The following is a 23867-nucleotide window of genomic DNA, read 5'->3' on the forward strand; positions in this document are numbered from 1 at the left end:
CGGCGATCAACCTGTTAAATTTGGAAAAAAAAATTACAAGGAGGAAAGGGAGATGAAAAAAAATTTGATGACATTTCTGGTCCTAGTGGCCACCTTAGTCTTGGTAACCGCCGCCATTGCCAAAGCCAAACCCAAGGCTAAAGCTGAAGCCCCAGCCCCAAAGCAAGCCGCGGAAGCGAAGGAAACCGTAAAACCAGGGGTATTGAGTTACTTTGGCAAGGTTGAAGCTGTCAATGCGGCTAAGAAAAGCATGGTAGTGGAAGTGAGCGTGGCGGGGGAATTAACCCTTGAGGAGAAAAATTTGGTTTTTAATGAATTTTTAGTAGATCAAGAAAAGATAACCTTTGATGTATCTGGTGCCAAATTTCAAGGGTACGCCAGCCTCAACGATGTCAAAAAAGACGATATAGTCAGGGTAGAATATCAGAAGAAGGGTAATGACTTCATTGCTAAGGAAGTTAAAAAGATTGAAAAACAAGAAAAGCAGGAAAAGAAGGGATAATTCTCGGGGCCAGGCCGGTGATTGGCGGCCACCCGGGTTGAACTAAAGGACAAGTTTCCTAAATCAAAAAAATTTAAAATCCCAATCTTAACCCGTCAGGATTTGCAAAAATCCTGGCGTTTTTTTTGTGAGGGAAAATGACTTCTTGGCCAGCCTAGCGCTTCCGGGGGTTATGCCGATTAGCTTCCAAGTGAGTAATTTTATCCTTATATCCCCTCTCCCCCGCTGGCGGGGAGAGGGCGAGGGTGAGGGGGCATTTTAGCTCTTTGATCGCAACTTGGTATTACTGATTAGAAAATCATGGAAATGTTTATCCCAAATAAATATTAGACTGGTTTCCGTCCGGAAAGGTTGAAATTCCCTCTCTCCGCCAGCGGCGAGAGGGTTAGGATGAGGGGAAATAATTTTATCTTACCCTGACCCTTCGCCTCAAGTGGAAGGAAAATATAAGGTTTCCGAATGAACACTAAACTAAACCCCGCGCCAAGCGTTTCAGGTAACGCTGGCAGCCATCCCATGAAAACTCCCGGCGGCCTAATAATCCCTGACGGGCAAAAATGATCACCAAGAGCAGGGCTAATGAAAAAATCACCATGCGCATCCCCGGAATCCCGGGCAGTTCCAGGCCCCAGAGATTGATGGGCTCCTCCACGGCCCGCAGGGCTTCGCCGCCATAAGTAAACAGGACGGCGGCCAGCACCGCGCCGGTATTGCTTCCCAAACCGCCGATGACAATGATAATCAGTAGATTAAAGGTTAGAAAAAAAGTAAAAAGATTAGGGGAGATAGTCGTGATCAGGTGGGCCAGTAAGCCGCCCGCTACTCCGAAGAAGAAGGCGCTGACTAGAAAGGCCAGCATCAGATGCCGGAAGGGATCGACGCCGATGGCCCGGGCTGCGGTTTCATCTTCCCGGATGGCCTTCATGGCCCGGCCATAGCCGGAATTAACCAGGCCGGTGATTACTACCAGGGCCAGGACCGCCACTCCCCATGACCACCACAGGTTGGTGTACGGATACAACCCTTTGAGACCCAAGGGGCCATTGGTCAGCCCCTGGAGGTTATTGGCCAGAACCCGCACTACTTCTCCGAATCCCAGTGTTACGATAGCCAGGTAATCGCCCCGCACCCGCAAGACCGGAAACCCGGTGAGAAAGGCGAAAATCGCGGCCATCAGTCCCCCGGCCAGTAATGCGATCGGGAAAGAAGTGCAGAACTGGTTCAGGGGCCAGATCAGCGGGGCGATAATAAAGGAAAGAGCCTTTTCCGCCGGGGTCAGGGTCAGCAGTGCCGAGGTATAAGCGCCAATGGTCACGAAGGCATTGGGGCCGAGATGGAGTTGGCCGCAGATGCCGTTGATCAGGTTATAACTTAGGGCCAGGGTGATAAAAATGGCGGCGTTATTCAGCAGCCGGATCTGATATTCGCTGGCCTGCTGATCGGCCCAGAACAGCAATAAGGCCAGCAGGCTCACAACCGCCAGGTTGAGGAGGGCATGGCGCAGCCGCCCGGAGGTGACCACTTAAAGTTTTTCCTCCATCAGAATCTCGCCCAACAGCCCGGTAGGTCGAAACAGCAGTACCACAATAAGCAATCCAAAGGCCAGGGCGTCGCGATAACCGGCCCAAGCCGGGAAAAAAGCAACTATCAGGATTTCTGATACCCCTAACAGCAGTCCTCCCAAGACCGCCCCGGCCAGATTGCCGATTCCTCCCAAGACGGCAGCGATAAAGGCCTTCAGTCCCGGCAGAATGCCCATATAAGGGTTGACCTGGGGATAACGCATGGCCCATAACAGCCCGCCGGCCCCGGCCAGCACCGAGCCGATCAGGAAGGTCAGGGTAATCAGCCGATCGACGTTGATTCCCATCAACCGGGTAGTCTCCAGATCTCGGGCAATGGCTCGCATGGCAATCCCTATCCGGGTGCGATACACCATCAGAAACAGCGCTGCCAACAGGACCGCGGTGATCGCCGGAGTATAGAAACTGAGCCGGGAAATAAATAATCCGTTAAGGGTAATGGCTCCGGCCAGGAAGGGGGGGACCGGAAACGGCTGAGGACGGCCGCCGAGCATTACCAGGGCCAGATTTTCCAGGAAAAATGAGGCAGCAATGGCTGAGATCAACAACGAAATACGGGGAGCGCGGCGCAACGGGCGATAGGCGCCTCTTTCCAACAGCACTCCCATCAGTCCGGTAAGCATCAGGGCCAGAGGGAAAGCCAGTTCCCAGGGCAGGGAAAACATGCCGACGCCGAACAGCCCGGCATAGGCCGCAACCATTAACAGATCCCCATGGGCGAAATTGATCAGGCGCAAAATGCCATATACCATGGTATAGCCAATGGCAATGAGAGCATACAGACTGCCCAGGGACAGGCCGTTAATCAGTTGCTGTAAAAACGTATTTAGATCCACTGATTCTGACTGAGACTGAGCCCGAAGCCGGGCTAATCTGCCTTCCCGGTGGATTTGGCCTTGCTTTATTGGCTAATAACCGATAACCAAAAACTTCTCTCAGAAGCCGCCCTGGGCAAGAGGCCAATTTCTCTATACCCTCCGGGCTGGATAAACCTCAATTTTGAGGACGAGGGGCCTTAGACCCAAGGCCCTCTCTTTACGATGGGATAGTGGTTGTGTTATCCAGACCTAGTGGAAGGTTAGTCCTTTCAGGCCTAGATAACCCGGATTGGATCACCAAAGAATGCTTTTGATGCCGAAAAAGAACTTTTGCAGTTTTTTTAACAAATGCCTGAGTTGGGGACCAGGCCAATTAGGGACATAAGCCTGTACCTGGTTGGAAAAAGGGCTATCCATAAGCTGTTTCCATCAGTCGGCACAGCTAGCCGCAAAGTAATACAGCACGCCGTATTCTAAATCAGTTACCGTGAAAGATATGGTCTGGCCAGCCATTTCAGGGTTAACCTCTTGAACCAGATGCGGAGTTCCCGCATTACGTTCCTCTTCCGGGGAGGAACCGGCAAATGAAGAAGTTTTATAGAACAAGGTGCAACTGGACAGCCCGGTCAGTGGGCCGCCGTCGACATCGGTAGTGGGTAAAGTGACATTGACCTTAACGACCCGACCTTCAAATGTTGGTTCAGCTAAGGTAGGTGCGGCGGGAGGAAAATTCTCCATGGAGGCCCGGCCTTCATTAGATAACGGACTTTCGGACATAGTCGATCTCCTTTCGTACGATAATTCTTTCACTTTCTATTTTTAAGGGTGCCATAATGTTCTGTCCCTGTCAACTTTTTGATAAATATCTGGTTGACGTCGCAGTTCGGTTTGAGTAGAAGAATATCATTATGCAATGGTTCTCAAGAGGTTAACATGGGGAAACATAAAAAAATTGAACGCCGACGGGAATTGGAACGCCGCCGGCGTCGCCGGAAAAAGCGGAAAAAATTGGAGGCCAAGGGAGCCTTATCTAAAGAGTAGCCCCCCTTTACAGGCCGGACAGTTGGGGTTGACTTCTAGTTGTTGTTCCGTAAAGCTTAAGTGCTGGCCATCGAATCGTAACATCCGTCCTAATAAGGCCGGACCCAGGCCGCCCAGAATGCGTAAGGCTTCCATGGCCTGCAAGCTTCCCAGGATCCCTGGCAGGGGTCCCAACAGTCCAGAAGGGTTTATTGGTGGCGGGTCGGGAAAGGCGCAGATTAGGCAAGGGCCTTGCCCGGGCCACAAAGTGGTCAAATGGCCGCTTAGCCCCTTGACCGCAGCGTGGACCAGAGGCAGGCGATGTTTGATGGCGGCCCGATTGAGAAGCTTCTGGGCCCAAAAATTGTTCAGCGTATCCAGCAGCAGGTTATAACCCTCGGTTAACCGGAGGACATTGTACTCGGTGATCTTCCGGGGCAGGGCTTCCACCTCTGAAAAGGGATTAATCTCCCGGAGACGTTGTTCCGCAATGGCCGCTTTGAAGCGGTCCAAGTCCCTTTCGCGATAGAATAATTGGTCGTGGAGCTTATCGAGGCTTACCCGCTGGCTATCCACGATCCGGACCCGACCGACTCCGGCCGCCAGCAGATACACTGCCAGAGCGGAAGCTAAACCACCGGCTCCGGCCACGAAGACCCGAGCGGCCTTGAGACGCTCTTGGGCTTGCGGACTCCAGTCCGGTAGTTGGAGTTGTCGGGCGTACCTGGTTAATTCAGCCGGACTAAGCATTAGGGCTGACTTCTATGCCTTGGTTTAAAATATTCCAGGGTGATGGATATTGACCTGGTCAAGCGGAAGTGGCCTTGGCTACCTTCGGCTGGTAAAATATATCCTGAACGCAGCCCCGGTAGCTAATGAACTTTCCTTTATCTAGAATCTTTATCGGCTTGCTCAGAGCAAACCATTAATCAAACCGAGTGCTTCCAATTGAAAAAGAGGGCAGGGTAATTTTTATTGGTAGTGGTTATTCTTGTTTGAAAATAATTAATTAGCCTCACTGAAATTTCTGGATTCCATCCCTTCAGCCCACCGCAATCTAATCGGGGATAACTTTTACCCCCGGACCAGTGACAGAAGGCCAAAGAGGCATTATAATATCTATTAAATCATCCGACTGCGGAGGAAACATCCATGGCCGAGGAATCCAAACCCAAATGTGACGTAGACCCTGTCTGTGGCATTGATCTGACCGCCGAGCACGGCAAGTTTGCCTATGACTTTGAAGATAGGACCTTTTACTTCTGTTCGGAACTGTGCCGGGATCAATTCGCCGCCGAACCCGAAAAGTTCATTAAGGAAAAAAAATCCTGAAAGTCATTCGGGAGCTGATGGTCAACCAGTGGCCCGGTTGATAATGATTCTGGCTGGAGATGATGATTAACTTATCGGGGGTAAGTAAAATTTATCAGCGGGGGCCGGAAGAAATCCATGCCTTACAAGGAATCGATCTGACCATTGAGTCGGGAGAATTTATCGCCATCACCGGCAAAAGCGGCTGTGGCAAGAGCACCCTGCTGCATATCATCGGCGGTTTAGAAGTCCCTACCACTGGTCAGGTCAGCATCAACGGCCAGAACCTGAATGGGTTGAGTGATGCCGAGTTAACCCTCTTTCGCCGCGACCAGGTGGGCATGGTCTTCCAAAGCTTCAACCTTTTGCCTCTGCTGACTGTGCAAGAAAATGTCGCCTTACCTCGGATCCTCCAGGGCTATCCCTACAGTCAGGCCCTGGAGCAGGCCGCGGTCTGGTTGGCGGAAGTGGAGTTGACGGCGCGGCGCCAACACAAACCCCATCAAATTTCCGGGGGTGAGATGCAAAGGGCGGCGATCGCCCGGGCCCTGATCAATGATCCCTTGGTGATCATTGCCGATGAACCTACCGGCAACCTGGATACCCGATTGGGCACCCAGGTGATGGAAATTTTCGCCCGCCTCCAGGCGCGGTGGCAGAAGACGGTGATCCTGGCCACCCATGCTCTGGAGGCGGCCCGGTTCGGCAACCGCATTTTACAATTAAACGACGGCCGATTAGTTTCCTGAATTTCAATGGCCATGCCAGCCTTTCTCTTTTCTCTACCGCTGCGTCACCTCCGCAACCATTTTGGACGGACATTGCTTACCGTCCTGGGAATTGCCCTGGGCGCGGCGGTCTTTCTAAGCATTGCCCTAGCGGAAGTCAGCGCCCTGACGGCCTTCAAAGACAGTGTCGATGCCGTGGCTGGCAAGGCCAACCTGCGCCTGCGGGCCGCGGGTGCCCCCCTAAATGAACAGCTTTTGGTCAAGGCCCTTCAGGTTTCCGGGGTGCAAGCCGCGGCGCCGATCATCGAAACCGTGGCGGAAATGACCCAGGCAGGGAATGAACCGCTGCTGTTATTGGGAGTCGATCTTTTTTCCGAGCGCCCCTTTCGGACCTATGAATTCAATCAGAATCAGGACCAGGGTTCCGAAAGACTGGTCAATTTCCTCATACAGCCATACTCTATCCTGATCACTGACCGCCTGGCGGCTCGTTATGACTTGGCGGTGGGCGATCGACTCCCCGTAGTCCTGGGTTCGCAACGCCGGGAACTTCTGGTCCAGGGAATTTTTCGCCCGGCCAGCGGGGTCTATGCCTTAAACGGGTCCTATGCTCTGATCGATCTGGGGCAGGCTCAAGAACTGCTGGACCGTGTCGGAAAGCTGGACTATATCGACCTTTTGGTGGCTGAACCAGTGGACCAGGTGGCGGCCCGACTACAGACGCAGATGCCGGCCGGGATCATCGTGGAGCGCCCTCAGAATCGCAGCCGCCAGGTCGACCGGATGGTGGCGGCTTACCGGCTCAATCTCCTGGTCCTGAGCCTCATCGCCTTATTTGTCGGCATGTTCCTGATCTTTAACGCGGTCTCATTATCGGTAGTGCGGCGGCGGCGGGAAATCGGCCTGCTCCGTACCCTGGGGACTTCCCGGGGCCAGATTCTGGCCCTGTTTCTGTGCGAAGGGGCGGTCAGCGGGGTGATCGGCGGGCTGTTGGGCATCGGCCTTGGCCTCTGGTTGGCTAAGGCCACCCTGAAGGTGGTGACCCAGAATCTGACCGCCCTGTTTATCCTGGTCAAAGCTGAAAATCTGCAACTGTCCTGGACCTTGATGGGGCAGACACTGCTGTTGGCGGTAGGGGTGTCGCTGATCGCCGCCTTCTTCCCGGCCTGGGAAGCCTCCCGGACCCAGCCCCGAGAGGTCTGGCATCGCGAGGAATTGGAAGAAAGAATAAAAAAACGGGCCTGGCCCTGCTTCGGGCTGGGCCTGGTAATACTGCTGGGGGCGGGCCTCTGTGCCTTACAAGGACCGGTGGCTGGCAGGCCCATTTTTGGCTTCCTGGCCGCTTTTCTGATCCTGATCGGCTTTGCCCTTTTGACCCCGCAAGGCGCCGTAGGGCTGGGAAGGCTACTCCAGCCCGTTATGCGACGTTGGCTAGGTCCCCCCGGGGAACTGGGGTGTTGTTATCTCCAGGGCTCCTTGAGCCGCACCGCGGTATCCATCGGCGCTTTGCTGGCCGCTCTGGCCATGCTGATCAGTGCCGCCATCATGATCAAAAGCTTCCGCCAGACCGTGGACCACTGGATCTCCCAATCAATCAGTGGTGATATCTTTCTGGGACCCAATATCTTCTCCACTGCGGCCTACGATGCCTATCTGCCGCCGGAGGTGCTGGGCGAAGTACAGAGTAGGCCGGAGCTGGCCGATGTCTATCTTTACCGCTGCGTGCGCTCCGCTTTTAACCAACGGCCGATCTTGGTGATCGGCGGCAGCATGGCGGTGCTGGATCGCCATGGGGGGATGCTGTTTCGCCGCGGCCGGTCCCCGGAAATCTTTGCCAGACTTCAGACCGAAGGCAATGTCATTGTTTCCGAGAGCTTTGCCGAACTCAATGACTTGCAGGAAGGGGAAAGTTTCCGGCTTCCCACTCCCAGTGGCCCCCACCGGGTTAAGATCGTCGGAGTATTCTACGATTACCGCACTGATGGCCACACAGTGTGGATGGATATTAAATTTATGCACCGCTACTGGAGGGACCACCTAGTCAACGCGGTCCGCCTCTACCTCAAAGACCCGGCGGATCTGGAACCGCTGCGGCAACAACTCCTACAGGATTACAGCTCCCGCTATCGCCTGATCGCCTTGTCGCACCGGGAGCTGCGGGCCGGCATCATGGAGATCTTCGATCAGAGTTTTGCCCTGACCTATGCCCTGGAGGCCATTGCCGTAGTAGTGGCGGTGTTCGGCATCATCACCACCTTCCTGGTGTTGATCATAGAGCGGGAGCGGGAATTAGCCCTCCTCAAGGCGATCGGCGCCAGCCGGAGCCAAGTCTTCCGGATGATCCTGGTGGAGAGCGGCCTGTTGGGCCTGATCAGCCACCTGTTAGGCGCAATAGCGGGAACCCTGCTGTCCCTGGTGTTGATCTATGTAATCAATAAGCAATCCTTTGGCTGGACCATCCAGTTCAAATGGATCCCGGAGATTTATGTGCAGTCGTTGGCCTTGGTCCTGGCGGTCGGCCTGGCCGCCGGGGTCTACCCGGCCTGGCGGGCCTTGCAATATAATCTGGCGGCGATTTTGAAAGAAGAGTAAGCTGCATGGACAAAGGTCTTGCTGCACCGGAACATTTTGTTATAGATTTAACCCAGTTAATGGCGTTATTGGCTGACCCTCGTAACCAAGCCGGGTTTCTTTTATAGGAAGGCTAAATGGGCAAATATGCGGTGTTATATAGTGAAAAAATCAAGGAATACGACCTGGGACACGTTCTGACCCAGGATCGCTATCAGAATTTTATCGACCTGTACCAGGAAAAACTCGGCTGTCGGGCAGATTTCAACATTGTCGCCCCGCCTTATGCCACTGATGAGGATCTCCAACTGATCCATACCCCAGAATATATTCAACGCATCGAACAGTTACGAGGTCTGGACCCCTTTGACACGCCGCTATCCCCTGGTCTGGTTCGAGCCGCCAAGCTCCTGGCCGGAGCCGGGAAGCTGGCCGGGGAACTGGTATTTTCCGGGAAATATCAAAAGGCCTTTGTGGTCGGCGGCGGCGTGCAACATGCCACCCGGACCCGGGAAAAAGGCTTTGGAGTTTTCAGCGATATCGGCATCTGTGCCGAAAACTTAAAACAAACCTTCGGGGTTAAAAGGATTCTGATGATTGATACCGATGCCCATGCCGGGGAAGGTCTATATGAAATCTTTGCCGCAGATCCTCAGGTGTTGTTTCTCTCCCTGCATCAGGACCCCCGGACCCTTTATCCGGGTAAAGGCTTCATCCAGGAGATCGGCAGCGGTGAGGGTAGGGGTTATTCGGTCAACATCCCTTTGCCCCCCAAATCCGGAGATCGGGTCTATGAATTGGCTCTCAAGGAAATTTTCCTTCCTGTGGCTGAGGAATTTCAGCCCCAGATTATCCTCATGATAGATGGCAGCGATCCGCATTACACGGATCGCATCACCCGCATGGGGCTTACCCTGGCGGGGATTAAGCTGGTCGGCCAGATTATCAGTGCCCAGGCTGACAAGCTTTGTGAGGGTAAGATAGTTGATTTTATCGGCTCGGGCTACAGCTCCGATCCCCGGATCGTCTCTCTGGGTTGGCTGGCTTCGATAGCCGGGGTTACTGGAATCGATCTGGAGGTATCCGAACCGCAGCCGATTCCGGCCGAGTTTAAATCAGATTATGGATTGACCGAAGTCCAAAAAGTGGTTGGATTGATTCGAGACCAACTGTCTCCGTACTGGAAGTGTTTTGCGCCATAAACATTGGCTATCCACGTTAAGAGGTTGAGATACGTTGAAATGAGGCAAGGAGCGACAGCATTCTGTTGTTGGAGTGGCGGGAAGGAAAGCGCCTTATCTTTTTACCAGGCCCAAGCAAAGGGAATCAATATTTGTAGTTTGCTCAATATGGTCAGCCGTGACGGCCGACGTTCATGTTCCCATGGCATTGACACCGGCTGTTTGCGATTGCAAGCTGAGGCTATCGGGGTTCCCATCATTCAGGCAAGGACATCTTGGTCGAACTACGAAGACGATTTTAAGAAGCAGGTTTTGGAGCTGAAGGATAAAGGTCTTCAAATGGGGGTCTTTGGAGATATCGACCTTCAGGAGCACCGAGATTGGATAGAAAGGGTTTGTGGTGAAGTGGGTATTAATCCGGTCTTACCATTATGGCAACAAAGCCGGGAGCAATTACTCGCAGAATTCATTCAGATCGGCTTTAAGGCTATTGTTATCGCTACTCAGGCCAAGTTTTTGGGTAAAGCATGGCTGGGCCGCCGGATAGATCACGATTTTATCGAAGATTTAAAATCACGGCCTGAGCTGGACCTATGTGGAGAACAGGGAGAATATCACACCTTTGTGTTCGATGGCCCGATTTTTACAAAACCAGTAGATTTCCGGGTTTCTGAAAAGCTATTACGAGATGCGCATTGGTTCTTGGAACTCATCCCAGGTATCCCGGAGTAATTTAACCGGGTTGAAGGACCCGGCGAGGTGCGTGCTTTTCAGTTTTTATGCACGACCCGGATTAATTTAATTTGGTCAATCCATGCTGAAACGGACCTTCATCCATCTGCCGGGAGTGGGAGAGCGCACTGAGGCCCATTTCTGGCGTCAGGGGGTGCAGACCTGGGAGGATTTCCTGGCCGTTACCCGGGTGTATGGCCTCAGTCGGGAACGTCTGGCCTGGCTGCAGACCGAAGTACGCCAGTCGCTGGCCCGGATCGCGGACGTGGTCTATTTTGCCGACCGGCTGCCCGGCGCCCAATACTGGCGCTTGTTTAAGGATTTTCGGCAACAAGCTGCATATCTGGATATTGAGACCACCGGGGCCAACTGGCCGGCGCTGACCGTCACTGTGATCGGCCTCTACGACGGCTTCCGCTTTCAGCAGTTCGTCCAGGGGGAGAATCTCCATCAGTTTCCTAAGGTAATCCGATCTTATGCCGTTCTGGTCACCTACAATGGCACCCAGTTTGACTTGCCGGTGTTGCGGGCTAATTTCCCAGATCTGGACCTGCCTCCGGTGCACATCGACTTACGCTTTGTCTTGGCCCGGCTGGGATATCGCGGCGGTCTGAAAAGGATCGAACCCCAATTGGGGGTGCACCGCCCGTCCGCCCTGGAAGATCTGGACGGCTATATGGCGGTGCTCCTTTGGAACCGTTATCAGCGGGGGGATGCTACCGCTCGGGACCTTTTACTGCGTTATAACCGGGAAGATGTCATCAACCTGGAACCTCTGATGATCCAGTCCTATGAGCTTTCCCAGACCCGGCTCCTGTCTACCGCCAGCCGCACAAAAACCTAATTCCCCTCAGCCCCAAAATCGGTTATATTTAAATAGAGTTATGACTGCTGCTGGGTTGAATTCTAAAATCAGGAATCAAAGGAGGACTGATGCGCTATTCCAAGATGCTGATTCCCACTTTAAAAGAGGTTCCTGCTGAGGCCGAAACTATATCGCATCAGTTGCTGCTGCGGGCTGGGATGATCCGTAAACTGGCGGCGGGTATTTATGATTATCTGCCCTTGGCCTTGCGGGTGATTCGCAAGGTAGAAAAGATTGTTCGGGAGGAGATGAACCGGGCCGGGGCGCAGGAAGTTTTGCTGCCAGCGGTACAACCTGCCGAACTGTGGAAAGAGTCAGGCCGGTGGGAGATTTATGGCAAAGAACTGCTGCGCTTTCAAGATCGCCACGACCGGGATTGCTGCCTGGGACCGACCCACGAGGAGGTAATCACTGACTTGGTGCGTCGGGATGTGCATTCCTACCGGCAATTACCTCTCAATCTCTACCAGATTCAGACTAAGTTCCGGGATGAAATCCGGCCCCGCTTTGGCCTGATCCGGGGGCGGGAATTTATCATGAAAGATGGCTATAGCTTTGATCTGGACGAAGCCGGCGCTGATCAGAGCTACGAAGCCATGTATCAGGCCTATGATCGCATCTTTCAACGCTGTGGCCTGCACTTCAAAATCGTTGAAGCCGACACCGGCCCCATTGGCGGCAGTTTCTCCCATGAGTTCATGGTATTGGCCGACACCGGAGAAGATACCGTGGTCTCTTGTCGTCGATGTGCTTATGCGGCCAATCTGGAAAAGGCCGAAATTTTGGCGCCGGAGGGCTCCAGCCCTAGGGAAGAACCCCAAGCCTTGGTTAGGATCCATACTCCCGATGTCCGTACCGTGGACGAGGTGGCCGACTTTTTACAGATAACCCCGGCCCAGATTGTCAAGACCCTGATCTATGACACCGAGCGCGGCGTGGTGGCGGTTTTGATCCGCGGCGATCATGAAGTTAATGAGGTGAAATTAAAGAATTATCTAAAAGTTAATGACTTGACCCTGGCCTCGGAATCTTTGATCCGCAAAGCGACCGGCGCTCAGGTCGGGTTTGCCGGGCCCGTGGGGCTGGACCTGCCCATTTATGCCGATCATGCCTTAAAACCTTTGGCGAATCTGGTGTCCGGAGCCAATCAGGATGATTATCATTATTCCAACGTCAATCTGGGGCGGGACGTCAAAGTCAGCCATTATGCCGACTTACGGCAGATAACCCCGGAAGACCGTTGTCCTCGCTGTGGGGCAGAGCTGGAATTTTTAAAGGGCATCGAAGTAGGCCACGTCTTCAAGCTGGGCCACAAATACTCACGCGCCTTAAAGGCTACTTACCTCGATGCCCACGGTCAGGAGCAGTATATGTTCATGGGCTGTTACGGTATCGGCGTCAGCCGGATTGTTGCCGCTGCCATCGAACAGAACCATGATGCCGATGGGATCATTTTTCCTATGTCACTGGCCCCTTTTCAGGTGCTGTTGACCCCGGTGGCAACCAATGATGAGCTTACCATTAAAACCGCGGAACGATTGTACCAGGAAATGATCGCCGCCGGGATTGAGGTGTTGTATGATGACCGGGAGGAACGTCCCGGGGTGAAATTCAAGGACGGGGATCTGTTGGGAATTCCACTGCGGGTGGTAGTGGGACCCCGTACCCTGTCCCAGCACCAGGCTGAAGTCCGTCACCGCTACACCCGCGAAATGGAAATGGTCCCTTTGGCCGAATTGCTTTCTCACTTGCAGAAATGCATCGCACAGGAGCGCGATGGGCCGTATTATCCGCATCAATGACATCGTTAACGAGGTGCTGAAGCACCATCCGGAGGCCGAGACCGCGTTAATTGAGAAGGCCTACGTCTTCGCGGCCCGGGCCCACGAAGGTCAGTCGCGCCTCACCGGTGAGCCTTATCTGTCACATCCCCTGGAAGTAGCCTTTATTCTGGCCCAGATGGGTCTGGGGCCGGTAACCGTCGCCTGTGGGCTGTTGCACGATACCGTCGAGGATACCGACACCTCCCTGGATGATTTGGATGAGTATTTTGGCGAGGAAGTAGCCGATATAGTCAATGGGGTGACCAAGCTGAGCCAGATCAGCTTCAGCAATCGAGAGGCCCAGCAGGCGGAATATATCCGCAAAATGCTGTTGGCCATGGCTCATGATATCCGTGTCATCCTGGTCAAACTGGCTGATCGGGTGCATAACATGCGCACTTTGGGATATATGAAGCCAGCCAGCCAACGCCGCATTGCCCAGGAGACCCTGGATATCTTTGCTCCTATTGCCAGCCGTCTGGGTATGGGACGGCTGCGGGTGGAATTAGAAGAGCTGGCCTTTTTTTACCTGGAGCCGGAACTTTACCAGCAAATACAGGAGGGCATGGCCCGCAAGCGAGGGGAACGGCAAGCCTATATCCAGGAAATCACCCAGATCATCACCCAAAAGCTGGCCGAGCATAATCTGCAAGGGGAAGTTTCGGGGCGTCCCAAGCATTTTTATAGCATCTATCGCAAAATGCAGCACCAACAGATCAGTCTCGACCAGGTTTACGATCTGCTGGCCTTTCGGATTATCCTCAAGACTATTCCGGAATGTTACGCGGCTCTGGGGTTGATTCACTCCCTCTGGAAACCGGTACCGGGGCGCTTCAAAGATTATATCGGTCATCCCAAGGCCAACAACTATCAATCGCTGCATACCGCGGTGATCGGCCCTTACGGCGAGCGCATGGAAATTCAGATCCGTACCGAGGAGATGCATCAGATCGCCGAAGAGGGGATTGCTGCCCATTGGTGCTACAAAGAGCACCGCAAATTTCAAAAAGAAGAAGACCAGCTTTTTGCCTGGCTGCGGCGTTTGGTGGATTGGCAAAGGGATTACCAGAACCCGGCGGATTTTTTAAAAACTGTGCGCCTGGAGCTCTACCCCGAGCAGGTATTTGTCTATACTCCCCGGGGCGATGTCAAGGAATTGCCGCGGGGCGCGACCCCGGTCGATTTTGCCTACGCAATCCACACCGAGGTCGGTCATACCTGTACCGGTGCCCGGGTTAATGGCCGCATGGTCTCCTTGAAACATAAACTGCAAAACGGTGATACCGTAGAAATCATCACCTCGCCTACCCATGTGCCCAGCCGGGACTGGTTGCAATTTGTTCGCACCCCCCGGGCCCGGAGCAAGATCAAACAATGGCTGAAAACCGCCGAACGGGAACGGAGTTTCACCCTGGGCAAGGAGATTCTCGAAAAGGAATTGCGCAAGGCCGGGTTGTCTCTGACCAAGCTATTAAAATCAGGGGAAGAGTTACAGAAGACAGCCCAAGCATTGTCTTTTGTGCGAATTGATGACCTGATCGCCGCGGTGGGTTATGGCAAGATTTCCGCTGGCCAGATAATCGGCCGATTAACTCCGCGACCGGAGTTGCCGCCGTTGGAGGAAGGCTTGTCCCCTACACCTACCGAACCGGAGCGGCCCCGCGAGCGCGGCGGCATTACCGTCAAAGGGGTGGACGATATTCTGATCCACCTGGCCAAGTGTTGTAATCCTATTCCCGGTGATGAGATCATGGGTTATATCACTAAGGGCAAAGGCATTACCATTCATCGCGCCGACTGCCCTTATCTGGCCCGGACCGAATCTATCCGCCATATCGTCGCCGAATGGGATGGTCTCCAGGCCGGCCGTCACCCGGTGCGCATCCAGGTAGTGTCGATCGATAAACCCGGCCTGTTGGCCGACATCACCGCGGCTTTAAAAACCGCTGAGGCCAACGTCATTAAAGCCAATATTGAAACTACGGTAGATCAAAAAGGGGTGTGCTGGTTTACCATCGAGGTCAGCGATACCACTCATCTGAACCAGGTGTTCAACGCCATCAAACGGGTGAAAGACATTATCTCAGTTTCCCGGGTTACTACTTAACCCGGACCGCCGCTTTCAGGCCGGTTTGGTTACCAATCCGGAACGCAGACAGCGGGTACAGACCCGAAGATAACGTACCCGACCATTCTGCAGGGCGCGCACCCGCTGCAAGTTGGGGTTCCAGCGCCGCTTGGTCTTATTATTAGCATGACTAACATTATGTCCCACCTGCGGCTTTTTGCCACAGATTTCGCAGACTCGAGCCATAATAGAATCCTCCTGAAATTTCAAATTTAAAATATTACAGGAAAATTCTCTTTAAAGCAAGAATTTATTCTGGATAATTTTAGGTGTTTTAGAAACAGACTACTTTATCGCTGTTTTTTACCAGGTCATAAAGGGCTTGCATGGTAACGGTTTCCGCATGAGCATCAGCTCCCAGACCCCGGGAGCGCAGACAGGAGCCTCAGGCCAACATTACCCCATCACTCAACACAAAGGTTTTGACCAGGTCCTCCAGCTTATATTGGGGGGAATCATATTTGTAATATTCCACCGCCTTGGCATTAAGAAACAAGGTGACCTCATCATCTTGTTCCAGGCAAAAATTGGCAAATCGGATGCCATTATAAAGGACTTCGGGATCACCGCTCGAAATAATCACGCCCACTTTCATGTCTGGGATTCTCCTTTGCTGTTATCAAGTCTTTTATATGCCGCTACCGCCAGAAAAGCTGCCAGGGAAGGGTATAATGTTTTCCCCAGAGATTCGATATAGGGATAATAATATACCAGTCGAGGGGATTTCAAGGGCGGGAAATATATCGCCCGCTCCCAGCGGGGTTTTGTCAATTCCGGCTGGCGTTGCAGCAGCCGCTCCAAGTCCCGGCGGCTCAGGAAGTGGACCTGGCGCCACAGGCTGGGAATGAACCAGGCCCGGATAGTGCGCTTTAAGGTCCAGAGACTGTAACGGTTGAGTATGGCAATCAGCAAAAATCCGCCGGGGCGGAGCACCCGGACCATCTCCTGGAGCGCCGCCTGCCGCTCGGCCACAAAGTCCAGCGCCAGGATACATACCACCCCGTCAAAGGTGGCCGCGGCAAAAGGCAGGCGGCTGAGATGACCCCGCACCCAGAGCAAATCCTGGCCTTCTTTCCGGGCCTTCTGGCGAGCGGTGAACTGCATCGCCGCGGCACGGTCCAGCCCCACGACCCGGGCTCCTCGGCGAGCCAGAGCCAGAGAAAAGTTGCCGGTGCCGCAGCCCGCGTCCAGCACTCGGCGCCCGGTCAGGTCGGGGAGCAGGGCAAAGACCGCCTGCTTTTCCACCTGATCGGCCAGTTGCCCCAGGGGCGTGGTGTACCAGCGCTCATAGGCTGCAACCTGCTTGTCAAAATATTCAGCCATTTTTATTTATCTCCCGCCAAGAAGCCCAGATCGCCAAGATTATTGGGCGTCTTTGCGTGAAATCTAGTGTTTAAAAGCCCGCTGGCCGGTGAAGACCATAGTCACCGGCGGGTCGGCTTCGTTGCAGGCCTGAATCGACTCAAAGTCTCTAAGGGAGCCGCCGGGATGGGCAATGGCCCGGATGCCCTGACGGATGGCCACGTCGACCCCGTCGCGGAAGGGGAAGAAGGCATCGGAAATCATGGCCGCGCCGATCAGCCCGCCTTTATCCGCCTGAGTCTGGGCATCGATCTCTTCCTGTTGCGCTTGGGGGCGCTTCCCGGCCAGAACCTCCAGTTCCAAATTTTTATAAGGCAAACCATAGTGCCGGAAACACAGGGCATCGGCATACTTGGTATAGGCTTTATAAATAGCGATTTCCGCTACTCCGACCCGATCCTGCTCGCCGGTGCCAATGCCCACGGTGACGCCATCTTTAACATAAAGCACGGAATTAGACGTCACTCCTTGCTCCACCTGCCAGCCAAAGAGCAGATCTTCCAATTCGTCGTGGCTGGGCGGCCGTTTGATGCGATATTCTTGCCCCTGATAAATGGTTACTGCGGGTTTGAAATCGCTCGTGCTTAAAATGGCGTTCAGGGGCGATTGCTGGACGATCAGACCGCCGTCAACCAGGCTTTTGAAATCTACAAAACGGCGGCTGACCAACTCCGCCAGCCGGTCAAAACGGGCAATCCGGATGATCCTTAAGTCCTTGGACTTTTTGAGAAGATCTACAGCCCCCGGATCGAATTCCGGCGCCGCCAGGACCTCCAGATAGTTCTGAGTTACCAGTTCGGCGGTGGCTCGATCTACCGGCCGGTTAAATACCGCGGCCCCCCCAAAGGCGGCGATGCGGTCGGCCATATTGGCCCGGTCATAGGCTGCGGCCAAAGACTCCCCATAGGCCACCCCGCAGGGATTATTATGCTTGACGATCACGACCGCGGGTTTGGCGGTCAAAAATTTAATGATATTCAGGGCATTATCGATATCAGTAAGGTTGATTTTGCCCGGATGTTTCCCGGCCTGGATCATCGCCGCCTCATCAATGGCGCTTACCAAGCCCAGATGGGGTTCGATAAAGCGGCAGTCGCCCAGCACCAGATTGCCGTTGACCAGTTCATAGAGGGCGGCCTCCTGGCCCGGATTTTCGCCATAGCGCAGGCCCTTTTCGATCAATTCGCCGGTTTTCTCATCCGCCAGTTTCCAGGTCCGTTTGCGGTAGAGCAGTTGCTGGTCGCCGAAGCTGATGGTCAGGTTCTCGGGAAAATGGTCCTCCATCACGGTACGATACATCACCTTGAGTTCGCTCATATCGATCTCCTCAGGCAGGTTGAGTTTTCCCCTATCATAGCATTTATTGACCGGATTGATAAGCTGGATTGATCAGGTTCCAATAAACAAAAAGGCCCCCCACAGTTGCCTAAAACTAAGGACTGCAGGGGGCCCGAAGAGGTCTGGATTATTTATGCCGGGAAGGGACAGTCTTACTGGAAGACGAATCTCAAGCCCCCGATGATATTGAACCGAGGGGAAGAATATCCTAGAGCCTCGTTATATTTTTTGTCAAACAAGTTATTGATATGTGCCATTACCTGCACTTTTTTGACATGGTTCCAGTTGCGTAGGATGTCATAGGAAGCAGCCAGGTTGCAAATGAAGTATCCGCCATTGGTCACCCGCGCCGCCCAATAGGGGGGAGCGTTATCCGGTCGACGATCCGCCCGGGGACCCACGTAAAGGCCGTTCAAATGAGTCTCCAGACGACGCCAGGTGTAGCCCAGATCAACGCTGAAAGTTTGGCGGGGTCGCCGCAGGAGATTCTGCCCGCTGATGATATTGATGTTGACTAAACCACCGTCATCCAATACTTTAAGCTCCGTCAGGTAGGTATAGGCCGCGCGGGCGGTCAACCCTGCCATGGGGTGAGCTTGTAAGGCGAGCTCAAACCCTTTGGTGCGGGCTTTGGCAATATTAAACCAGCTTCCAGTAGTCCAGGAAGTTTGGGACCATTGAATGAGGTCGGTAAAATGATTCTCAAAGTAGGTCGCCCCCAATTGTATCCGGTTGTCCCATAACCATTGATCGATCCCCACTTCCCAGCTGGTATTTTTTTCTGGCATCAGGTCCGGGTTGCCCAGGAAAAAGGGATCTAGAGAATTGGTGGCAATAAAGCTTGGCGCTTTAACCGCCCGGCCGCCCGCTGCCCGGATAGTGGTATCGGTTTCAGGAAAGCGCAGGGCGGCGGAAGCCCGGGGGCAAAACTCTAACTTGTTGAAGACTCTATTGTCCTCTATCCGACACCCGGCGGTAAGAAACAAACGATTCCATAATGATAGCTGCTCCTGACCATACCAGGCGGTACTGCCCCGGCGAGCTTTATTATGCTTGGAGTTCATGGCGAACAGACCCCAATCAAAGCCATAGCTCCAGCCCTTCCACTGATCGCCGCGTAATTCCAACCCCAAAGTGGTAATCGAACCGATTCTGGCCTGATCCCCAAACCGGAAATTGGAACGATAGTTCAAGGTATAGTGATTTTCTAGGTCTCGACTAAAATAGTCGGTGTTTTGGAACATCACCTCTCCCGGATTAGCCGGATTATTATAATTGGAGTCCAGGCGGACAAAGGACAGGGTAAGTTCGTTCTCCCACCATTCCATTGGCCAATAATTGCCGGTGAGGCCGAAGACCAGATTCAGGTTGGTATTGTTCTGGTTCGGGTCCATCCCGCGTCCTCCCAGGCTTTTGGGGTCAAACCGGTCCCCGCTACTGGTGGGAAAATCAAAATAGGAATCCACCACTAGATTGGTGAAAGTGAAGGAAAGATTTTCCAGCGGCTCAAAGTCAAGGCGGGTGTTCAAGACATGGCTGGCAAAGTGGTTATTGATCGGCAGAATACCGGTGTCGTCGATGCGACTGTAAGCCGCGGAATAGGCGAATTGCTTATAAGAACCTTCTAAACACGCCTTTTGTTCCATGATCAGGTTGTGTTCACTGTGTCCTTCTGCATGCCCACCCCAGAGGCTGGTAAGGCTAAGTTTAGGTTTCCCCTTGCCTTTTCGGGTCATTAGATTGACCACCCCGGTCATGGCGTCATTGCCGTAAAGCGCACTCATGGGACCTCGGATGATTTCAATGCGCTCCACATTATCTACCGTCAGGTTACTGAAATCAAAAAACCCGCCGACCTGATTCATTTTGATGCCGTTGAGCAGCACCTGATTCATATCGCTATTGCCACCCCGGATAAACAGGGAGGTGGTCGCACCCCGGCTACCCGTCTGGTTGACCACCGCCCCCGGGACGGTGCGCAACATCTCCTCCACTCGGGTAACCTGCCGTGCTTCGATCTGTTGATCGGTAATGACCGTAGAGGAAACACTGGTCTCTTTGGTGGGCACCTCAGTGCCGGTAGCAGTGATCACCACTTCTTCCAGGACTGCCTCTTCTCCGGTGACGGCCTCTTCTCCAGGAACTTGCTCCTGACTCCAGGCCCAAGGCACCGGCAACCAGATGACCACCAAGAAGAACGCGAGCCATTTCTTCATTTTTTATCTCCCCCTTTTATTTTAAATCAGAACCCAAGATCCTCATTTGCGAGCCGAAGGTCTCCACTTATCCCCCCCTTCGGTCTGGAGGTTAACCAATGAGGCGAACCGGTGGTTTCAAGGGATGTAGCCGATCACTCCCTTCGGCCTGTGCCACTACCAGGCTGACCCGACCGCAACCCTTGACCATCATGGAGAAAAAGGCCTCATGGACGTCAAAGTAACCCTCTTTCGCAGAGACGATCCCCATCTGGTCCCCCTGATAATCAATATTGGCCAGGGCCTTCTGGAAATCAAAATTTTCAGCGAGATTGTCGCTGTCGGCAATGTAGATGATAACTCCTCTTTTCATCTGACTACCTCCTGGGATTTTTTTTTACTGGTTCCGATGCTTGGTGCATTCCTACCGGCCTCCCGAGAGATCAAAAAAAATCCCTGAGTCCGGTAGGACCCAAGGATTGCACCCAGTTTACTTGATCCTCAGGGGGGCTTCGAAAAGCATCTTCCTTCCGAAGCCGCTGCCTTCTTCATACCTCGTGAAGGAAGGTCAGAGCAGTTACAGGCAGGTCTTCTGACTCCCGGATCATCCTAATCCCTGCCCCTTCCCATCCTCCTAACTAAAGGACAGTGGTCAATTTGCAGGTTTCGTCCCCGGTTACAGCGGCGGGACCGCGCCGGAATCGCACCGGCTTCCCTATCAAGCCCCTTACGGAGCACCTGTAACTTCTGTATTTCAAGTACCAATTTAAAATAAAACCTGATTCCCTGTCAAGGAAAATCTCCATTTAAAATTTGTTGACTATTGCCGAACCGAGTTGACATCTGGCCCTTGATAATTATATCTTATTTAGCATAAAAGGCCCTGGCTTGGATCGAGACCATGAAAGACGGTTTTAATCGTGATATTAACTACTTAAGGATGTCGATTACCGATCGCTGCAATCTGCGCTGCTTCTATTGCACCCCGGTGCAGGGCTTGCTAAAGCTGGCCCACCATGAGATTCTGCGTTATGAAGAACTGCTCCGCCTGGCCCGCGTCGGCGCTGATCTGGGTCTCAGCAAGCTTCGGGTGACCGGCGGAGAGCCTTTGGTGCGGCGGGGCGTGGCCGGGTTTATTCATGGTTTGAGCAAAATCCCGGGGGTGCGAGAAATCTGTCTGACTACTAACGGGGTGCGGCTGGTCGAGCTGGCTGAGGCGCTGTGGGATGCGGGCTTGCGGCGGCTCAATATCAGCCTGGACTCGCTTCAGCCCCAACGCTATCGCCAATTGACCGGTGGCGATTATTTCTATCAGGTCTGGGAAGGCTTGCGGCTGGCCCAGACCCTGGGGTTTGCCCCCCTCAAGCTTAATTGTGTGGTCATGCGCGGTCTCAATGATGGCGAATTGTTGGATTTCGCCCGGCTGTCGCTCGAATATCCCTATCAGATCAGATTCATTGAATATATGCCCATCGGGATTCAGAGCCACTGGCACCGCCACTATTATCTCTCCACCGAGGCGATTAAGGCTTGCCTTAGGCCGCTGGGGCAGCTTGAGGAAATCCCGGCTGAGTCCGGGGCTGGACCGGCGCAGCGCTACCGCCTCCCCGGGGCCCCGGGGGAGATCGGTTTTATCAGCCCTATCAGTCAACACTTCTGCCCGACCTGCAATCGTCTGCGGCTGACTGCGGCTGGCCGTCTGCGCCCCTGTCTGCTCTCTGATCAGGAAATTGATATCAAAACGCCTTTGCGACAGGGGGCTGCGGATGACACTCTGAAGGAACTTTTTTGCACTGCCATTCAACGCAAACCCCAACGCCACCCTCTCATTGGCCTCAAATCATTTAACTGTCAGCGACCCATGGCCAGTATCGGCGGTTAGCTTTAATTCCAGCGGGGGGGTAAAAAGCTTGAAAAGCTGGGTTAAGTCAGATAAACTTCAAAAATTATGAATGATCAGTTATTGGGTTTAGAGCAGGTCTGGGCCGATTATCCCTTCCCGTCGCCTTTTATTTTTAAGGTCATTGCCCATGCCGGGTCTGAGTCTTTGGTGACCCGCTTGATGGCCGCGGCGGCCAGTATTTTAGGGGAGATCGACGCCTCGCAGGCCTGCATCGGTGAAAGACGGAGTTCACAGGGGAAGTATCGGTCATTGACTTTACAATTGACGGTGCATTCGGTGGGGCAGATAAAGGCTCTCTACCAGTCGTTGGCCCGCCAGCCCGGCGTTTTAATGGTTATGTAATAATCTCAAACAGTTGGAAAAGTTATGAATCGGCGGGAATTCCTGAAACAGGTAGCAGCCCTGGGAGTATTGGCAGGAGCGGGCCGGATAATGACCATGCCGGCCGAACTATGGGCAATGGCTCCCAAGGAGAAGCCGGCGCCGATTTTGGCCCGTGCCACCGGCACCAACTATGCCCATCTGGTCGGGGATGCCGTCCAGGCCCTGGGGGGGATGAAGAAATTCGTCAATCCCGGCGAGGTCGTAGTGGTCAAACCTAACATGGCTTTTGACCGTCCTCCGGAGATGGCTGCTACTACCCATCCGGTGGTGGTCCGCAAGGTGGTGGAACTATGCCTGGAGGCCGGAGCCAAAAAGGTCAAGGTGCTGGACCGCACCTGCCACGATGCCCGGCGAACCTATGTCAACAGCGGCATCAAAGGGGCTGTCGAGGGCATCAAGGATTCCCGGGTGGTGGTGGAATTTGTCGATGAACGGCGGTTTGTGGAGCTCAACATCGAAAATGCCAAGGCCTTGAAACGCTGGTCCTTTTATCAAGATATTCTCGAGGCTGACCGCTTTATCAATATTCCGGTGGCCAAGACTCACTCCGAAGCCCGGCTGAGCCTGTGCATGAAAAACATGATGGGGGCCATCGGTGGTTGGCGGGGTCGCATCCACGTCGGCCTGCAACAGAACATTGCCGACATGAACCTGGTGTTGCGGCCTGATCTGCATATCCTCGATGCAACCCGGATCCTGACCCAGAACGGCCCGACCGGCGGCAAACTGGAATATGTCCAGATCAAAAACCAGATCATCGCCGGGACCGACCCGGTGGCCCTGGATGCGTATGGCACTACCCTTTTTGACCTTAAGCCTGCGGATATCGGCCACATCGTCAAGGGTCATGAATTGGGTCTGGGAGAAATTGACTTAAAGAAGATCAAATTTCTGGGTGCCTGAGCCCATTTTAGCATAATTACCAGGGTAACAACCCACCTTAGGGGCCTGGTTCCGGTTTAGGGCCAGGCCCTTCTAACACCGTAATGTCACATCAAGAACCGCTAAGTTCAACCCGTAACTCCCGGCGTTGGTGGCTAGTGATGCGCCGGGCCAGTCAACTACTATTCTTCCTGCTGTTTCTGCTCCTGTTTCTCAAGACCGCATATGTTGGTCAGGAGGTCCTGGCCTGGCCGGTGGACTTGTTTTTCCGGCTCGACCCCCTGCTGTTGGCAGTGCACCTGCTCACCCGCAGTCCGCTGGTCTATGGCCTGTTGTGGTCCCTCTTAGTTGTGGCCATGACCCTGATACTGGGACGGTTTTTCTGTGGCTGGGTCTGTCCTTTGGGAACGGCCCTGGACGGCTGCCGCCATTTGCTGTTTAAGGATCGCCTGGATCAGGGCGTTGCCCAGCGGTGGCGCCGGGTGAAATATTACCTGTTACTGCTGCTGCTGGCCGGAGCCTTGTTCTCCGTTAATCTGGC

At 53.8% G+C, this 23867-nt stretch carries 23 protein-coding genes and 1 riboswitch; of the genes, 13 read left to right on the plus strand and 10 right to left on the minus strand.

Annotated features, from left to right (window positions below; genetic code table 11):
• Positions 1-52: 52 nt before the first annotated feature.
• Complete coding sequence (locus JRG72_01100) at positions 53-502, plus strand: hypothetical protein (protein MBW2133817.1); 450 nt, start codon at positions 53-55, stop codon at positions 500-502.
• A gap of 466 nt (positions 503-968) precedes the next feature.
• Here JRG72_01100 and JRG72_01105 read toward each other — a convergent pair whose 3' ends face one another.
• From JRG72_01105 to JRG72_01120, 4 genes are all read right to left on the minus strand, one after another.
• Positions 969-2006 (minus strand): branched-chain amino acid ABC transporter permease, encoded by a 1038-nt coding sequence (locus JRG72_01105; GenBank protein ID MBW2133818.1) that lies wholly within the window; start codon positions 2004-2006, stop codon positions 969-971.
• 18 nt (positions 2007-2024) lie between these two features.
• Entirely contained in the window at positions 2025-2921 is an 897-nt protein-coding gene (locus tag JRG72_01110; GenBank protein ID MBW2133819.1) for a branched-chain amino acid ABC transporter permease, read from the minus strand.
• A 411-nt stretch (positions 2922-3332) separates the two neighbouring features.
• Entirely contained in the window at positions 3333-3680 is a 348-nt protein-coding gene (locus JRG72_01115; protein MBW2133820.1) for a hypothetical protein, read from the minus strand.
• 249 nt (positions 3681-3929) lie between these two features.
• The gene (locus tag JRG72_01120) at positions 3930-4673 is read right to left on the minus strand and encodes a HesA/MoeB/ThiF family protein (protein ID MBW2133821.1); all 744 of its coding nucleotides are present in this window, start codon (positions 4671-4673) and stop codon (positions 3930-3932) included.
• 402 nt (positions 4674-5075) lie between these two features.
• Between JRG72_01120 and JRG72_01125 the strand changes: the two genes are divergently transcribed.
• The 8 genes from JRG72_01125 to JRG72_01160 all read left to right on the plus strand — a co-directional run bounded on the left by JRG72_01125 (position 5076) and on the right by JRG72_01160 (position 15241).
• Positions 5076-5255: a YHS domain-containing protein gene (locus tag JRG72_01125; protein ID MBW2133822.1), complete on the plus strand. Its 180-nt coding sequence runs from the start codon at positions 5076-5078 to the stop codon at positions 5253-5255.
• Between the two features lie 59 nt (positions 5256-5314).
• On the plus strand, positions 5315-5983 hold the full coding sequence (locus JRG72_01130) for an ABC transporter ATP-binding protein (GenBank protein ID MBW2133823.1): 669 nt from the start codon (positions 5315-5317) through the stop codon (positions 5981-5983).
• Between the two features lie 6 nt (positions 5984-5989).
• On the plus strand, positions 5990-8554 hold the full coding sequence (locus tag JRG72_01135; GenBank protein ID MBW2133824.1) for an FtsX-like permease family protein: 2565 nt from the start codon (positions 5990-5992) through the stop codon (positions 8552-8554).
• 116 nt (positions 8555-8670) lie between these two features.
• A complete protein-coding gene (locus tag JRG72_01140) occupies positions 8671-9735 on the plus strand; it encodes a hypothetical protein (protein ID MBW2133825.1) in 1065 nt (354 codons plus the stop codon).
• A gap of 39 nt (positions 9736-9774) precedes the next feature.
• Positions 9775-10446, plus strand: a complete 672-nt coding sequence (locus JRG72_01145) for a diphthine--ammonia ligase (GenBank protein MBW2133826.1) — start codon at positions 9775-9777, stop codon at positions 10444-10446.
• 82 nt (positions 10447-10528) lie between these two features.
• Entirely contained in the window at positions 10529-11290 is a 762-nt protein-coding gene (locus JRG72_01150; GenBank protein ID MBW2133827.1) for a ribonuclease H-like domain-containing protein, read from the plus strand.
• A gap of 89 nt (positions 11291-11379) precedes the next feature.
• Positions 11380-13113 carry a proline--tRNA ligase gene (locus JRG72_01155; protein ID MBW2133828.1) on the plus strand — a complete coding sequence of 578 codons (1734 nt, stop codon included), beginning with the start codon at positions 11380-11382 and terminating at the stop codon, positions 13111-13113.
• A complete protein-coding gene (locus JRG72_01160; protein ID MBW2133829.1) occupies positions 13097-15241 on the plus strand; it encodes a bifunctional (p)ppGpp synthetase/guanosine-3',5'-bis(diphosphate) 3'-pyrophosphohydrolase in 2145 nt (714 codons plus the stop codon). Before JRG72_01155 ends, JRG72_01160 begins: the two co-directional genes overlap by 17 nt.
• A 15-nt stretch (positions 15242-15256) precedes the next feature.
• On the opposite strand, the gene JRG72_01165 is transcribed toward JRG72_01160, so the two are convergent.
• From JRG72_01165 to JRG72_01190, 6 genes are all read right to left on the minus strand, one after another.
• Complete coding sequence (locus JRG72_01165) at positions 15257-15448, minus strand: 50S ribosomal protein L28 (protein ID MBW2133830.1); 192 nt, start codon at positions 15446-15448, stop codon at positions 15257-15259.
• A 199-nt stretch (positions 15449-15647) separates the two neighbouring features.
• Positions 15648-15857, minus strand: coding sequence for a sulfur reduction protein DsrE (locus JRG72_01170; GenBank protein ID MBW2133831.1), 210 nt, complete (start codon positions 15855-15857; stop codon positions 15648-15650).
• A complete protein-coding gene (locus tag JRG72_01175) occupies positions 15854-16585 on the minus strand; it encodes a class I SAM-dependent methyltransferase (protein ID MBW2133832.1) in 732 nt (243 codons plus the stop codon). The genes JRG72_01170 and JRG72_01175 overlap by 4 nt, the downstream gene beginning before the upstream one ends.
• Positions 16586-16648: 63 nt before the next feature.
• The gene (locus JRG72_01180; protein ID MBW2133833.1) at positions 16649-17941 is read right to left on the minus strand and encodes an IMP cyclohydrolase; all 1293 of its coding nucleotides are present in this window, start codon (positions 17939-17941) and stop codon (positions 16649-16651) included.
• Between the two features lie 173 nt (positions 17942-18114).
• Positions 18115-20178 carry a TonB-dependent receptor gene (locus JRG72_01185; protein MBW2133834.1) on the minus strand — a complete coding sequence of 688 codons (2064 nt, stop codon included), beginning with the start codon at positions 20176-20178 and terminating at the stop codon, positions 18115-18117.
• Between the two features lie 91 nt (positions 20179-20269).
• Entirely contained in the window at positions 20270-20530 is a 261-nt protein-coding gene (locus JRG72_01190) for a hypothetical protein (GenBank protein MBW2133835.1), read from the minus strand.
• A 191-nt stretch (positions 20531-20721) separates the two neighbouring features.
• Positions 20722-20914: riboswitch (cobalamin riboswitch) on the minus strand.
• Between the two features lie 144 nt (positions 20915-21058).
• Between JRG72_01190 and moaA the strand changes: the two genes are divergently transcribed.
• The 4 genes from moaA to JRG72_01210 form a co-directional block, all read left to right on the plus strand.
• Positions 21059-22039, plus strand: a complete 981-nt coding sequence (gene moaA, locus JRG72_01195) for a GTP 3',8-cyclase MoaA (protein ID MBW2133836.1) — start codon at positions 21059-21061, stop codon at positions 22037-22039.
• A 66-nt stretch (positions 22040-22105) separates the two neighbouring features.
• Positions 22106-22402, plus strand: coding sequence for a DUF493 domain-containing protein (locus JRG72_01200; GenBank protein MBW2133837.1), 297 nt, complete (start codon positions 22106-22108; stop codon positions 22400-22402).
• Positions 22403-22426: 24 nt separating this feature from the next.
• Entirely contained in the window at positions 22427-23347 is a 921-nt protein-coding gene (locus JRG72_01205) for a DUF362 domain-containing protein (GenBank protein MBW2133838.1), read from the plus strand.
• A gap of 83 nt (positions 23348-23430) precedes the next feature.
• On the plus strand, positions 23431-23867 hold a 437-nt coding region (locus JRG72_01210; GenBank protein MBW2133839.1), incomplete at its 3' end, for a 4Fe-4S binding protein.

This window comes from Deltaproteobacteria bacterium (assembly GCA_019309545.1).
GTDB lineage: Bacteria > Desulfobacterota > Desulfobaccia > Desulfobaccales > Desulfobaccaceae > Desulfobacca_B.